At 43.6% G+C, this 13,058-nt stretch carries 15 protein-coding genes; 6 read left to right on the forward strand and 9 right to left on the reverse strand.

Going from position 1 to position 13,058, the window contains the following annotated elements:
• Window positions 1-171 precede the first annotated feature (171 nt).
• The 7 genes from J0X14_RS16515 to J0X14_RS16545 all read right to left on the reverse strand — a co-directional run bounded on the left by J0X14_RS16515 (window position 172) and on the right by J0X14_RS16545 (window position 6,175).
• Window positions 172-1,338 (reverse strand): glycoside hydrolase 100 family protein, encoded by a 1,167-nt coding sequence (locus J0X14_RS16515; protein WP_207098924.1) that lies wholly within the window; start codon window positions 1,336-1,338, stop codon window positions 172-174.
• Complete coding sequence (locus J0X14_RS16520; RefSeq protein WP_207098925.1) at window positions 1,339-2,481, reverse strand: glycosyltransferase family 4 protein; 1,143 nt, start codon at window positions 2,479-2,481, stop codon at window positions 1,339-1,341.
• Window positions 2,482-2,491: 10 nt separating this feature from the next.
• Window positions 2,492-3,154 carry a PIG-L family deacetylase gene (locus J0X14_RS16525; RefSeq protein ID WP_207098926.1) on the reverse strand — a complete coding sequence of 221 codons (663 nt, stop codon included), beginning with the start codon at window positions 3,152-3,154 and terminating at the stop codon, window positions 2,492-2,494.
• A gap of 13 nt (window positions 3,155-3,167) precedes the next feature.
• Window positions 3,168-4,040: an SPFH domain-containing protein gene (locus J0X14_RS16530; protein WP_207098927.1), complete on the reverse strand. Its 873-nt coding sequence runs from the start codon at window positions 4,038-4,040 to the stop codon at window positions 3,168-3,170.
• A gap of 48 nt (window positions 4,041-4,088) precedes the next feature.
• Entirely contained in the window at window positions 4,089-4,427 is a 339-nt protein-coding gene (locus J0X14_RS16535; protein WP_207098928.1) for a cupin domain-containing protein, read from the reverse strand.
• Window positions 4,428-4,638: 211 nt separating this feature from the next.
• Complete coding sequence (locus J0X14_RS16540) at window positions 4,639-5,199, reverse strand: helix-turn-helix domain-containing protein (protein ID WP_207098929.1); 561 nt, start codon at window positions 5,197-5,199, stop codon at window positions 4,639-4,641.
• 814 nt (window positions 5,200-6,013) lie between these two features.
• On the reverse strand, window positions 6,014-6,175 hold the full coding sequence (locus tag J0X14_RS16545; protein WP_207098930.1) for a hypothetical protein: 162 nt from the start codon (window positions 6,173-6,175) through the stop codon (window positions 6,014-6,016).
• A 185-nt stretch (window positions 6,176-6,360) separates the two neighbouring features.
• On the opposite strand from J0X14_RS16545, the gene J0X14_RS16550 reads away from it, so the two are divergent.
• The 5 genes from J0X14_RS16550 to J0X14_RS16570 are packed head-to-tail and all read left to right on the forward strand — an operon-like array spanning window position 6,361 to window position 9,772.
• Window positions 6,361-6,693, forward strand: coding sequence for a cupin (locus J0X14_RS16550; RefSeq protein ID WP_207098931.1), 333 nt, complete (start codon window positions 6,361-6,363; stop codon window positions 6,691-6,693).
• Complete coding sequence (locus J0X14_RS16555; protein ID WP_207098932.1) at window positions 6,690-6,953, forward strand: hypothetical protein; 264 nt, start codon at window positions 6,690-6,692, stop codon at window positions 6,951-6,953. The genes J0X14_RS16550 and J0X14_RS16555 overlap by 4 nt, the downstream gene beginning before the upstream one ends.
• The gene (locus tag J0X14_RS16560) at window positions 6,950-8,029 is read left to right on the forward strand and encodes a DUF1611 domain-containing protein (protein ID WP_207098933.1); all 1,080 of its coding nucleotides are present in this window, start codon (window positions 6,950-6,952) and stop codon (window positions 8,027-8,029) included. The genes J0X14_RS16555 and J0X14_RS16560 overlap by 4 nt, the downstream gene beginning before the upstream one ends.
• Window positions 8,026-9,111, forward strand: a complete 1,086-nt coding sequence (locus J0X14_RS16565) for an alanine/ornithine racemase family PLP-dependent enzyme (protein WP_262897112.1) — start codon at window positions 8,026-8,028, stop codon at window positions 9,109-9,111. Before J0X14_RS16560 ends, J0X14_RS16565 begins: the two co-directional genes overlap by 4 nt.
• Complete coding sequence (locus J0X14_RS16570; RefSeq protein WP_207098935.1) at window positions 9,077-9,772, forward strand: M15 family metallopeptidase; 696 nt, start codon at window positions 9,077-9,079, stop codon at window positions 9,770-9,772. The genes J0X14_RS16565 and J0X14_RS16570 overlap by 35 nt, the downstream gene beginning before the upstream one ends.
• A gap of 332 nt (window positions 9,773-10,104) precedes the next feature.
• Here J0X14_RS16570 and J0X14_RS16575 read toward each other — a convergent pair whose 3' ends face one another.
• Window positions 10,105-10,446: a hypothetical protein gene (locus tag J0X14_RS16575; RefSeq protein WP_207098936.1), complete on the reverse strand. Its 342-nt coding sequence runs from the start codon at window positions 10,444-10,446 to the stop codon at window positions 10,105-10,107.
• Window positions 10,447-10,469: 23 nt separating this feature from the next.
• Between J0X14_RS16575 and J0X14_RS16580 the strand changes: the two genes are divergently transcribed.
• Window positions 10,470-11,321: a prohibitin family protein gene (locus tag J0X14_RS16580; protein WP_207098937.1), complete on the forward strand. Its 852-nt coding sequence runs from the start codon at window positions 10,470-10,472 to the stop codon at window positions 11,319-11,321.
• An 801-nt stretch (window positions 11,322-12,122) separates the two neighbouring features.
• On the opposite strand, the gene J0X14_RS16585 is transcribed toward J0X14_RS16580, so the two are convergent.
• Window positions 12,123-12,308, reverse strand: coding sequence for a hypothetical protein (locus tag J0X14_RS16585; RefSeq protein WP_207098938.1), 186 nt, complete (start codon window positions 12,306-12,308; stop codon window positions 12,123-12,125).
• Window positions 12,309-13,058 lie beyond the last annotated feature (750 nt).

Raw genomic sequence — 13,058 nt, forward strand, 5'->3', positions numbered from 1 at the left:
GGAAATTACGGTAATGCTTTGGTCGATCAAATGATATGGAAGGTATTTGAAAAGTGATAAAGGCCGTATAAGGAAACAAGATGTATGATTTATCAAGGGAACAATAAATGTACTGTTTTGTCCTTAATCGCGGTTGGACCCCATTTATAAGGTGCCTTCTTTTTATGACCATTAGCCTGGGACGTCAAAAAAAGGCGTCCTTTTTTCTGCCACACATCGGGCCGCATATAAGTAGTTTGATGCGCTCCAGGTCTGCCAGTCCTGCCCCATGGGTTTTCCGTCCTGGGCCCTGTACCATTCATTGAAACCGAATTCAAGTTCCTTGTTCCTGGCTTTTTTGATAAGCCGGGTCAACGCCAAGAGTTTTTTTTCCGCCAGACCATAGTTTTTGTTGGCCACAAGGGCCGCAATGTAAAACCCGGTTATAAAGGGCCATATACCGCCATTGTGGTAATTTCCAGGTTGGTTGAAATCAGCGTATCTAGGGACCCAATCCGAATCGCCCGGGCGGATAAAAGGGAAAAAATTAGGGGAGAGGTCAATGGACAGTTCCTTTGTTTTTCTCATCGAAGAACATGATGTTTCAATCCATTTGATTATGGCCTTTGCCCTTGATGGTGAGGCCATACCCGATAAGATGGCCATACTGTTGCCCAATAGATCGAAGCGCTCGCTACTATAGACCTTATAGGACCATAGGGCGTAATAGGGTTGACCGTCAATGGTCAGTCCTTCAGGTTCTTTGTTGCTCATTTTATCCGGATAAAAGATTGGTCGCTCCATTTCGAGCCGTAATTGTTCGGCCCTCTTGGTGTTTCCGTACAGTTTTAAATAGGTGTACGCCAATATGTTCACAAACAATCCATGGCCCAACACCCATTGCTCGTCCCGCCAATCACTGGTGGGCAAATGTGCCACGATGCATCGGTCGGACGGACTTTGATACTCCATCCATAAAAGGGCCTTTCGGATGGCAGCTTCCAAAAAAAGAGGTTCCTGGGCCACTTTTCTGAAAATATAGACAGCAATTAGAAACAAGGGGGTGGTATCGCTGGCACCCCGATCTTCCCTATCATGGACCAGAGAGGGAATATGGCCCCGCTTGGATTGGTTTTGGGCCAACATGAGCAAAACATGCCGTACAGTTTGCAACAGGTCGGCATTGTTCGTTACAGCAATCCCCAGGACGGAAACCAAAAGGTCACGGGTATAGGGTTCGGGATATCCCCAACCGGCTGTTCGCGGCAGATCAAGGAACGGCCCCTTTGAATTGTGCAGGAGCACTTCCAGAGCGGCCCTTTCCGCGGATTTTATGAATTGTTTGTTTTCCGAGGTCATTTACACAATACCTAATTTATCCTGTATTATTTGGATGAATTTTTTGGCCACGACCCTGTAATCAAAATGTTCCACCACATGTTCCCTTGCCGCACTGCCCATGGCTATCCGTAGTTGTTCATTGCCCATGAGCAGGAGCATATACTTGGCAATTTCCTGCACATTGGCCCGGTAATCGACCGTTCTGGGAATATCGAACACGATTTTGTGTTTGTTTTCAAAGCCAGATTCTTTTCCCAAAAGCACTTCCTTAACAACGATTTTTTGTGCCACCTCGGCGAGAAATGCCGTTTTTTCATGTAAAAGTGTGTCCAACATTCCCATGGCCCTGATGCCTATCACTGGTTTTCCGCAAGCTCCCGCCTCCACTTGGGGCATACCGAACCCTTCAAGACGTGAGGGGGCCGCATAAATATCACATGCGCCAATGAGATACGGCATGAAATTTCGGGAAACGGTATTGGTGGCGTAGGTGACATTCTTTTCAATGCCCAAATGGGTGGCCATTTCCAGGTCTAGGAGGTTCTGGGCCTTGGTCCTCGGTTGTGGCCATACTTTACAGACATATTTCCAATCAGGGGCCCTGGCGTCAATGATCGCCAGGGCCTGCATGACCTCCTGGGCACCTTTTGAAGCGGCATCACCACCAACGGTCAAGATCATTAATTGGTCCGGGGGAATGCCCAATGATTCACGTACCGCCACAATTTTAGGGTCATTTTTGTCAAAAGGGACAAAAGATGTGGTATCACAACCAACGGGCAACACCTCGATAGTTGAGGCCTTGATGCCATCCCTTACATACATTTCCTTGACCCAGTTTGAAGTTACCAGGATCAGGGGCAGATCGTTCAGGACTTCTTGATAGTTGGCAATGTAACCATCGGCAACCAACCAAGGTATGGGCACAATGCCATAGCGCTGGGGGTGCAGTACCAAGTGGGGGGTATGGCCCCAATAACCAATGCCCACCACCACATCGGGCTCGAACCATCTGTAATACCATTCTTTTTCCTGTGCCGACTCAAAATGGACCGCATGTGCGTCCACTCCAAGTTCCAGAAGCCCACGATAAAGCAGGTCGCCCTGCGTGGCAAGACCACCGGGAGAAGGTGGATAATCGTAAAGGACCAGAACTTTCATTTCCTGAATCTTAAGTGGGTTGCTGTTGAATTCCCTCGTGCTCCAGCCATTTTTGGGCATCTATCCGGTTTTCAAATTTCCAGAAGGCCTCTTCCTTGGGTGTTGTCTTTGCTTCAAATCCTGTTTTCTCAAATCCATACACCTCAGTGATTATCCGGTACTTTTCCTTCCAAATGGTTTTTGGAAGCGCTTGATGGATATTTGCATCCTTTATCGCCTGGGGATAGTATTTTCTGTATCCGTATTCAAAGGCAAAGTTCCATAACTGATCCGTGGAAATTTTTTGTTCGTTCCACAATTCGATTACGGCCCTTCCTATTTCTTCATGACGCAAATGCCGTGTATATTCACCTGTAGGACTGTGCGTTAGGACAAGATCGAATTTCCGTTCGGGAAGTAGGTCCAAGATGGCCTTCTTTACCATATTTTTGTTCAAGGGTCTTTGCTCCTCACCATCGTCCAGATCGCCCATACAGCCCTCAGCGTTATAAATGGCAAGGGCTTTTTTAAATTTTGGGCCGCGATCACGGTCATTTTTTCTGCATAGACAGGCAATGAACCAATGATGCCCTGGATACATCAGTAGGGTGCCACCGCACCACAAGGTCTCGTCGTCGGGATGTGCAACGATGACCAAGATGTTCTTTTTCTCCATGGTTTTGAGTGTTTTCATTGAACTATCGGGTTTATTCCATTTTGGATTTTTGGGTGATCGGAAGTACCGCTCCGGCCATTTCACCGATAATGTTTACCAGTTCACTGCCCGTGGGAACCACTATTTTGGTGTTCGTCTGTAAGGAAGTTTCCACAGCTTGCAGCTTTCTAAGGATCTGAGCGTTGCCGATAAAAAACTTGTCGGCCGCCTCGTTCACGAGCTTTATTGCTTCGGCCTCCCCCTCGGCGTGTAATATCTTGGCCCGTTTATATCCTTCGGCTTCTTTTATTTTGGCCCTTTTTATACCATCTGCCACAGTTTCCGCAGCTGTGGCCGAATCCACGGCCGCGATTTTTTCATTCTCCGCCTTTACCACTTTGTTCATGGTTTCCTGTACATCCTTGGGTGGGTCAATTTCTTTTAGCTCCGTTCTCACGATCTCAATGCCCCAACCCATGGTCTCCGTGTGGAGTGTTTTATATAGGTCCGCATTGATCTTTCCCCGCTCACTATTGGCGGATTTTAAGGTCAAGGTACCAATGATGTTCCTGAGCGTTGTACGGGCAAGGTTTACGATTTGATACCTATAATCGTTTACATTGTAGATAGATCCCTTAACACTTTCTTCGTCATCCTTCACCCTAAAATATACCTGGGCATCCACGCTGGCATTCAAGTTGTCATTGGTGATGATCTCTTGGGGCTGCGCATCCACCATTTGCTCCGTAACGTTGACAATGAACATACGGTCAACGATCGGGATGATCCAATGGAAACCGGGACCGGCAAAACCTGAGTATTTCCCCAATCTTTCTATCAGGCCCCTTTGGGTGGGGCGAACGATTTTAATCCCTATCAATAGGATGATCAATACGGGAACGATAATCATGGGATACGTATACATGTCAGACTAGTTTAATGTTGTTCGTTGATGGCTTTTTTCAAGATGGGGCTACTCATAACCACTTTTAATGATAGTGGAGATCATTTTGAACCGTTCGTTGGCCTTTATGACATTTTTGGAGTGGGCAGGGATGATAATGGCCTGTCCGGTCTCCAAGGTATGCGAATGGTCTTCGATCAAGATTTCGGCCCTGCCCTCTATGATTTGGATAAACGTATCGAATGGCAATGTTTTTTCCGTTAGGTTTTCACCTGAGTCAAAAGATACCGCAGTGACATTTCCAGTGGTTTTTTTTATGATGGTCTTGATGACCACTGCATTGGGAACGTATTCAATGATCTCGACAATGATGAAGACTTTTGATTTTTCGACCTCTATATTTTCCATATCCAAAGTTTTATGGGAGGAGGGTTATGCGTTTTTACATTCCTTCCTGCCACCTGAATAAAGGTGCGTCATTTCTAAGGATAATGTATTACACGGGAAACGGGAATAGTTACAGTTTTCCCACATTTATCAAGGGATTTTTAGGAGCCGGAGTAGCTTCGGTGGTATACCGCGAATACTGTCCGGATAATGTTCCTTTTTCCAAAAAGGATTAGATGTCCTCCAGGTTCTTAAGGCGTTTCTTTTTCAATTTTTTATAAAAGGAAGGGGTCAGCCCCGTGATTTTTTTAAACTGGTTCGATAAATGTGAGACACTACTGTAATGCAGCAAATAGGATATTTCGGTCAGGTTCAACTCATTATACAGCAAAAGTTCCTTTATCCTTTCTATTTTGTTCATGATTATGAATTGCTGAATGGTAATCCCCTTTACTTCCGAAAACGTGTTTGCCAAATAGGTATAGTCATATCCCAATTTTTCGCTGATGTAGTCAGAGTAGTTCACTTTGGGCAGTTCATCTGAATAGTGGATCATTTCGATGATCACCGCCTTGATTTTTTCAATGATGATCTTCCTATTGTCGTCAAGAAGCTCTAGGCCGGATTTCATAAGGCTTTCACGTAACTGCTCTCTTTGAAGATCGGTGATATCTTCCAAGATCTCTATGGTTCCAAGGTCTACATTGACATAATGGATGCCGAGTTTTTTGAGTTCCTCCTTTACTGCCATTTTACAGCGCAGGCTTACCATGTATTTTATATATAGCAACATTGTTTTTGTGTTTGTAGTTCTAGGGCAAGCGAAGCAATGTGTACGTTACTGGGTGTTTTATACGACCCTTTGTGGGAATCATGCAAACATCAGGAGCGAATTTCAACGTACCTTCTGCTGATAAGAGCAATAGGGCCATGTAAAATGAAGAAACAGAAAATCCACTGATAAATGAGATTTTTGACCTGACCCTTTCTTTCCAAATGGAGTTCTATGAAATATACGATAATTTAATGGAAACACCACTCTTTTTAAGCCATGAATACAAAGGTGTATACAAAAATCGGATTTGAGGGGCGCTACAAATTTCTCCAGGTACAACCACGGGTTTTCGAGAAGGGAACGGCAACGGGTTCGAACCCTATGGGATCAGGCTATGTCTGTGGTCATCTTGTTTTGGAAAATGCAATCCAGATTCCACCACCTAGGATATATGTAAGATTTATAAAGATTTGTGTTGTGGACTCCCTAAATGTATGCACCATCTTTGTATTGTTCATTTCTACTAAAAAAACAGTGATGACCTGTATATTATGAAAGAGAAGAATTTTACACATGTGACCCTTGAAAAGATCAGGCGTTTCTTTAGACCCATGTTTTATAATGGAAGAAGCGGGCAGATCCAGGAAGGACAAAAAATGGACAAGGATTTGCCCTGGTTTATTTAATGCCAAGGAAGATGAAAGCATTCACGGAAAAAGGAAAAACTTTCAGTTTAACAACAGTACTTGTTTAATTGGTCGGTAAATGCTTCTGAATTTTTGTCAGAGGCTCAGAAAAGGGCAGGAACTAAAAAACACTGCCCTTTTCAACCTCAGCGCCAAACTCCCCAAAGGGCAATGGCCTCCACGGTCTTGGCTTTATGAAATCCCAAGCACAGGATAGCGCCCAGCACTTTTAAATCAATACCCTGATGCGAAAATGTCTTATCCTTTTCATCGTCTACTTGGCAATGCTTTTTCTCCTTGCTGTACAATAAAATATATATTCCATATCAATTAAAAATATAATTCATGTCAAAAGAAAAAGAAGGAAAGCCAAAGTCGGGAAAAACACCGCCCTCAAAAACCCCTAAAGAAAAAAAAGCGGCCAAATGGGCCAAGCGCAACGCCAAAAATAGGTCGGAATAGCAGGAAGGGACCAATCTTAAATTATTTAATTATGGAAAAGGGTGAGTTTGAGGAATCCAAGACATTTAACCTAGCCGATATACTGGAGTTCAATTCCAATGCCATCGTGGTAAAAAACATAAGTGTCCAGAACAGCTGTATCATACAGGCATTCGCATTTGATTTTGGAAAGGTGTTGTCCCATAATGAATCCCCTTTTGTTCGGTTCATACATATCATTGAAGGAAAGGCAGAGTTGGTCATAAAAGGTAATTCCACTTTTATGCAGCGTGGGGATTCCATACTTATCCCTGCATACACTTCCAGTTCCATTGAAGCAAACCATAAGTTCAAAATGATCTGTACCACGATCCAAAATGAATGAACACTTTGACGAATTTAAAGATTCAAAAACAAGTGGGACCAAGAAGGAAGACCATGAAAAATAGATACAAAAAAGGAGATCTCGTTTTTGCCAAGGTTAGGCCCTGTGTCACACTTGTTGTGCGATTGTATGTCCGAAAGGTCTACTACTGTGCCATCCACAACGACCCTACCGCAAATGAACTGGTTTATTTCGATAGCGAGCTTAGACCGTATATAGGTACTCTATCTACTATTAAAGTTGAACAACTGACATTATGAAAGAAAGCGCATTGGTTTATTGTGAAAGTGAATTTGGGAGCATAGACGGCAAAGTGGCCAATGGACTCATTAGGCAATCGGAAAAGTATGCCATTGTTGGGGTAGTGGACAGTACCAAAGCCGGACAAGATGCAGGAGAGTATCTTGATGGCGTTAAAAACACAATTCCAATTTTTAAGAGCATTGAAAGTGCATTGGAAGAATTGGGCAGGATCCCAAAATACTTTATCTATGGTATCGCACCACTCGCTTCGTTTTTAAGCAATGAACAAAGAGAGGTTATCTTTATGGCTATCAAAAATAGGATGAACATTGTTAATGGCCTTCCTGAATTTTTTAGCGATGACCCGCAATTTTCCAAGATGGCCCATGAATATGGAGTGGCCATCCAAGATGTGCGAAAGCCGCCCGCACGTGAAAACCTCCACAATTTTACTGGACATATCCAATACATAAAGGTTCCGATCGTAACGGTCATGGGAACTGATTGTGCGGTCGGCAAAAGAACCACTGCCTTGTTTTTGGTGGAGGCGCTTCGGAATGAAGGTTTGAATGCCGTTTTTGTCACCACTGGTCAAACGGGCCTCCTCCAAGGTTCCGAATATGGGGTGGCAGTGGACGTACTGACCTCTGGGTTTGCCACGGGAGAAGTTGAGCATGCCATTCTGAATGCCTGTGAGAAAGAGGAACCCGATATCATTGTAGTGGAAGGTCAAGGGGCGTTGAGCCATCCCGCATTTACCTCTTCAAGCGCCATCCTTCGAGGTGCAATGCCCGATGCCATTATTTTACAACACCCCCCCAAGCGAAAAAGCTATTGTGATTATCCGAAAATTCCAATATTGGGGCTGGTAGGTGAGATCGAAATGATAGAGATGTTCTCCAAGGCCAGAATCATAGCTATTACCATTAATCATGAAAAGATGGACAATGCCGAAATAAGCCAATTCATTAAGCGATATGAATCCGAATTTAATTTGCCCGTCACAGATGTTTTGAAGTATGGGTGCGATAAATTGGTAAAAGCATTGCTCCGGACATTTCCGGAGCTTGCAAGGGAATCGGTATCCGTTTGAACCTTCCGAGAATAGATATCGATTCTGCGAAAATTGCACATAACGTCCAAAAATTGACAACACTATATGGTTCCAAGGGCATCAAGATAATAGGTGTAACCAAGGTCATTGGTGGAGATCCGACCATCGCTGGGATCTTGGTGGACAACGGCATCAAGATCCTTGCGGACTCCAGATTGGATAACATATTGAGAATGCGTAAAGCCGGTATAAGGGCACAGTACATGTTGCTGAGGTCTCCCGCACTCAGCCAAGTGGAGAAAGTGGTCACCCATGCCCATATCAGCTTGAATTCGGAACTCATAGTGCTCAAGGAACTTTCAAAGCATGCCTTGAAAAATCATAGTATCCATGAAGTGATCCTAATGGTGGAACTTGGAGATCTGCGTGAAGGGATCATGCCTTCTGAAATGGAAGATATAGTACGGGAAGTGGTTGGCTTGAAAGGAATTGTTTTGGTGGGAATCGGCACAAACCTTGCCTGTTTTGGTGGAATAGCACCTGACCCTGATAACATGGCCAAGCTATCCTCCATAGCTGTACATTTAGAAAACAAGTTCAATATTTGCCTGGACATTGTGTCCGGGGGGAACTCCGCAAACTACCGTTGGTTCAAATCGTCAAAAAAACTGGGCCGAATTAACAGTTTGCGTTTGGGCGAATCCATTTTTCTGGGTAGGGAAGCACTTTGCAGGGAACCCATCCCTGGGCTTTTCACCGATATATTTACCCTTGTGACCGAGGTTATAGAGGCAAAACAAAAACCTTCCATGCCTTATGGTAAAGCCTATCAAAACATGAACGGTGAAATCCCCTGTTTTAAAGATATTGGATTAATGAGCAGGGCCATTTTGGGCATTGGCCAACAGGATGTTTTGGTTTCCGGAATTGTACCAAAACAAGAGGTAACCATTTTAGGGGCAAGTAGCGATCATATTGTGGTGGATAACAATAAGGCAAATTTAACAGTGGGGGATACCGTGACATTCGACCTTGACTACAATGCCCTCTTGAGAGGGCTGAATTCTATACATATAACAAAAAACCATGTCAACTATCAAAAATGCCAAGAAGTATTGTGAAGCCGTGGAAGCCAAAGATGCCCGAAACAAGATCTTGGTCCCGACCATTCCGATCCGGGAAAATCACACCGCCCTTAAAAGTTTAAAAGCGACAGGTCTTGATTTGATTTTTGAACCTTCGTTCATGGATGATTATCAATATCTGGTCCGGGAGGATATGATCGAAAAAATAGCCCGAATAAGTCGAAAGTTGGGCGCACAGAACAAGATTCTGATCATTCGCTCCGCATGGAGGTCCTTTGAGCACCAACAACTACTTTGGGAAACCAAATTCATATCCTTTCAACGGATGCAAAGAATGTATCCTAAAAAACCTTCGGATGAGATCGAAGAGATGGTCAGCCATTTTATTGCTCCGCCCCAAAAGTCAATGCATACCACAGGCGGTGCAATAGATGCATTGATCTATGATGCCGTTCAAGATTGTGTCATGGACTTTGGAACGAATACTGGTCTGGAAATCAAGCTCTCAAAGCAATGTTACCCCTACCACCCGGGCATTGGCCCTGAAGCGAAGAAGAATAGGGCGCTGTTGATCGGATTGTTTGAAGATGAAGATTTTGTGTGTGATCTGAAAGAATATTGGCATTTTGATTATGGCAATGTCATGTGGGCCATTGGAAAAGAAAAGGAATATGCCATGTATGGTACCATAACCTAAATTATGTCAGGATACACTAGGAAAATGGATGTGCTGGACAAGAATATATTCCACAAAAAAGAGGGCGAAAGCCCTCTTTACGATTTATGGTATTAAGAAAAACGCATTAGCATCGGTGCAGTGTGCCTTCGATGGCTTTTCCAGCTCTCATGACGACTTATCGGTCTGTCAATGCTCGGACTGTTTTCCTGGGGCACTTTCTTTTTCGGCTTCATAACTCTTTCTCTATTTATCTACCTGTGATGGGGGCAAAACGCTCCCTTATAAACACTTGGATGTAGCATGTAAAGATAGTCTAAGCTTTACATAAAAGGGATGGGTTTAACATGGCGCTAAGACAGATAAAATGGGTGATGTGGACTATTTAATGGCCTAAGATTTTGAAATTGTCCCCGTACCGGCAAAGTGCTGTAAAGTCCATAATGCCAGATAATGATAAAACGCTCCCGAAACGCTTCGGAGGGGCTTAAAACACTCTTTGTTCCAGGAATGGTCTTTCGCCAAAGGCCAAATTCCCATAATCCCTTTTCTATCGGATTCACCTTTTCTTTCACAATTCTGGATTTTTTGGTTACCGGAATATGGGAAAGGGCCATGTACCAAGGCTTGACATAGTGTGATTTATGTAAGACCTTACCGATCAGGTATAACATATTGGGGATGCTAAAACCCATCTTTGCAATTAAACACAATTATTATGGATAATGACCCTTTGAGGGAGATAAAAAATGTACTGAAAAAAAGGCAATGGAGAGGTTTGATCATCGGTGTTGCGTTAGTGGTGTTCCTTTTCCTATTTAAACCATGGGTACAGATCGGTGCAGGTGAAAGAGGTATTGTCCAGAATTTTGGAGCGGTACAGGACGTGGTATTGGATGAAGGGATCCACTTCAAAATACCCATAGTACAGACCGTGATCCCCATGGATGTAAAGATCCAAAAGATTATGACCGATGCCGCTTCCTCATCCTCTGATCTTCAGGATGTGGATTTGTCCGTTGCACTTAACTATCATATCATACCCGATAAAGCCAATTTGGTGTATCAGACCATCGGTGTGGAATTTAAGGAACGTATCATCGACCCAGCCATTCAAGAGGTCATGAAAGCGGTGTCGGCCAAGTATACCGCAGAGGAATTGATTACCAAAAGACCTTCGGTAAGCTCGGAAATGCAAGAAGCCCTTACTTCAAGATTGCTCGCATCAAACATATCGGTTGATGCCTTTTCGATCATCTCATTCAGTTTTTCCCAGACCTTTACCGATGCCATAGAGGCAAAACAAACCGCTGAACAAAATGCATTGAAGGCCAAAAGGGACCTGGACAGGATAAAGGTCGAAGCCGAACAGACCATTGCTGCAGCAACAGCTGAAGCAGAGGCATTACGGCTACAAAAAATGAATATTTCACCCGACCTGATCGAACTCAGGAAAATAGAGGCAAACCTAAAGGCCATAGAAAAATGGAACGGGATCTTACCCCGGGTAACGGGTGCAGGCGCCATTCCATTTATAGGTGTGGGCGATGTTATCAAAACAGATAAATGATCCTCGGATATGAACATGGAGACCATGATTACAAAGTTCATTCTGATTCACTTCATAGTGGGATCCCTTAGAGGGTTTTATAGATACCTCATGATTGATAAACATCAATACAACTATTATGACCCTTCCATGAAACTTATAGGGAAATTGGCTCATAATTTGTTATACGGCACCATCAATTCAACCACTTTTCTCATTTCGGTTTGTTTGTCCGTCCTGGCATTTTTAACGCTTTAGTTTGATGGATACATCCCTTTCAGAAGTGTTGGATTGACTTGGGTTTCTTGTATGGTCAGGATTTGAACATATACAAAGGCAACTTGGAAAGTGCCCGGAAACTAAATGTAAGAGGGAAGCAATGACCCGCCTTGACCGTGGAAGCTTATCAAAAGGACCTATATAGGTTTTTTCCCTGTTTTAGGGCCCGGATTGGTATAGGCACTGGGGCAAGGTCTTTTTTGATATGATGGAAAAAGGATTTTTGGAAAATTGATATATCCGGTGTTCCTGATGGTTGACCTCCATTTTTTTCGTTATCAAATACGCCTGCAACAACACAAAGCATTCCTGTTTCAATCCCGTTTCACACGCTATATGGGGTCGGTCCGGTATTGGGCCCTGTCATCCCCTAATGATGGCACTCAGTATCTGGAGACGCTCTCCTATGGACATGCAAAATGGGAGCTGTCCCTTGGTACACTGCTAATCTTGCAATCCTATGGATTCGTATAGTATCTTGGAAACCTGACCAATATGCGGTTTTTTCATAGTGCACTTGACGACAGCTACCTATTTGCCCGTCTAGTTCTGGTTCTTTTGGTCTTTGCCATTTTCATTTGTTTGAGAAACTTGCTGAACCAAAAAATTTTCCTTGATATTGGCCGGAATACATTGTCCATTTATGTTCTCCATGCCATGGTCCTTTATGGTAGTATGACGGGTTATGGCCTGAGCAGATATTACCATCACTCCCTCTCCCTTTTGCATGTTGTCCTTGGGGCTGTTTTTTTCTCACTGCTATTTGCTCCATTGTTCTATTGGCCAACAAGAAATTAGTGCAACTTTTCAGCTAAAGACAATCACTTGGGCCGTAGGGACCAATAGTGCTTCTAGTGTGATTTATTCCTTTTCTGAAAGCTGCCAAGATCCCAATTGATGGCGTTTATATTTCGCCTTCCGTTTGTGATGTACGGATACAAATGTCTTCTTCATTAAAACGTAAAAGCAACAGATACGGCCCCACGGTCAAACTGTCAAATGAATTATTGATACTATAGGATTTGAAAATATACTATATTGATAGAATGTGATATAGGTTTAAACTTTGACGGTGTAAGTTTGCCTTGCGCCGTTCGAACGTTGTCTTTGCCCTACAATCCAACCCCGAAAGATAAGCCCGAAAACGATTTGTCGGACAAGGGACAACATAATACCGTTCCATAGGTCAGATTTGGAATCGCCTTGGGCCAAGCATCCTTATTCCCCAGTATTTTTTTAGGTTCATTTAATGGGTTTGGTTGCTGACCCAAGCTCATAATCGAATTTTAAACCCGCCGTTGACCACAAAACCCTCCATGGGTGCGTAGATGTCCAAAAACTGGGGATTGGATATGTTGTAGATACCCCAAAAATTAGGGCAGTAAGTTTAATCATTAAATTTACTGAATATGACACGAAGAAAATTCACCCCGAAGTTCAAGACCAAGGTGGTCCTTGAAGCCTTGAAAGAGCGGCATA

This window comes from Allomuricauda sp. CAU 1633, from assembly GCF_017313225.1.
Classification (GTDB): domain Bacteria; phylum Bacteroidota; class Bacteroidia; order Flavobacteriales; family Flavobacteriaceae; genus Flagellimonas.

Excerpts from the sequence above, each read along its gene's own strand:
- J0X14_RS16515 (WP_207098924.1), bottom strand. The coding sequence starts at position 1,338 with ATGACCTCGGAAAACAAACAATTCATAAAATCCGCGGAAAGGGCCGCT.
- J0X14_RS16520 (WP_207098925.1), bottom strand. The coding sequence starts at position 2,481 with ATGAAAGTTCTGGTCCTTTACGATTATCCACCTTCTCCCGGTGGTCTT.
- J0X14_RS16525 (WP_207098926.1), bottom strand. The coding sequence starts at position 3,154 with ATGAAAACACTCAAAACCATGGAGAAAAAGAACATCTTGGTCATCGTT.
- J0X14_RS16530 (WP_207098927.1), bottom strand. The coding sequence starts at position 4,040 with ATGTATACGTATCCCATGATTATCGTTCCCGTATTGATCATCCTATTG.
- J0X14_RS16535 (WP_207098928.1), bottom strand. The coding sequence starts at position 4,427 with ATGGAAAATATAGAGGTCGAAAAATCAAAAGTCTTCATCATTGTCGAG.
- J0X14_RS16540 (WP_207098929.1), bottom strand. The coding sequence starts at position 5,199 with ATGTTGCTATATATAAAATACATGGTAAGCCTGCGCTGTAAAATGGCA.
- J0X14_RS16550 (WP_207098931.1), top strand. The coding sequence starts at position 6,361 with ATGGAAAAGGGTGAGTTTGAGGAATCCAAGACATTTAACCTAGCCGAT.
- J0X14_RS16555 (WP_207098932.1), top strand. The coding sequence starts at position 6,690 with ATGAACACTTTGACGAATTTAAAGATTCAAAAACAAGTGGGACCAAGA.
- J0X14_RS16560 (WP_207098933.1), top strand. The coding sequence starts at position 6,950 with ATGAAAGAAAGCGCATTGGTTTATTGTGAAAGTGAATTTGGGAGCATA.
- J0X14_RS16570 (WP_207098935.1), top strand. The coding sequence starts at position 9,077 with ATGTCAACTATCAAAAATGCCAAGAAGTATTGTGAAGCCGTGGAAGCC.
- J0X14_RS16575 (WP_207098936.1), bottom strand. The coding sequence starts at position 10,446 with ATGGGTTTTAGCATCCCCAATATGTTATACCTGATCGGTAAGGTCTTA.
- J0X14_RS16580 (WP_207098937.1), top strand. The coding sequence starts at position 10,470 with ATGGATAATGACCCTTTGAGGGAGATAAAAAATGTACTGAAAAAAAGG.
- J0X14_RS16585 (WP_207098938.1), bottom strand. The coding sequence starts at position 12,308 with ATGCAAAAGGGAGAGGGAGTGATGGTAATATCTGCTCAGGCCATAACC.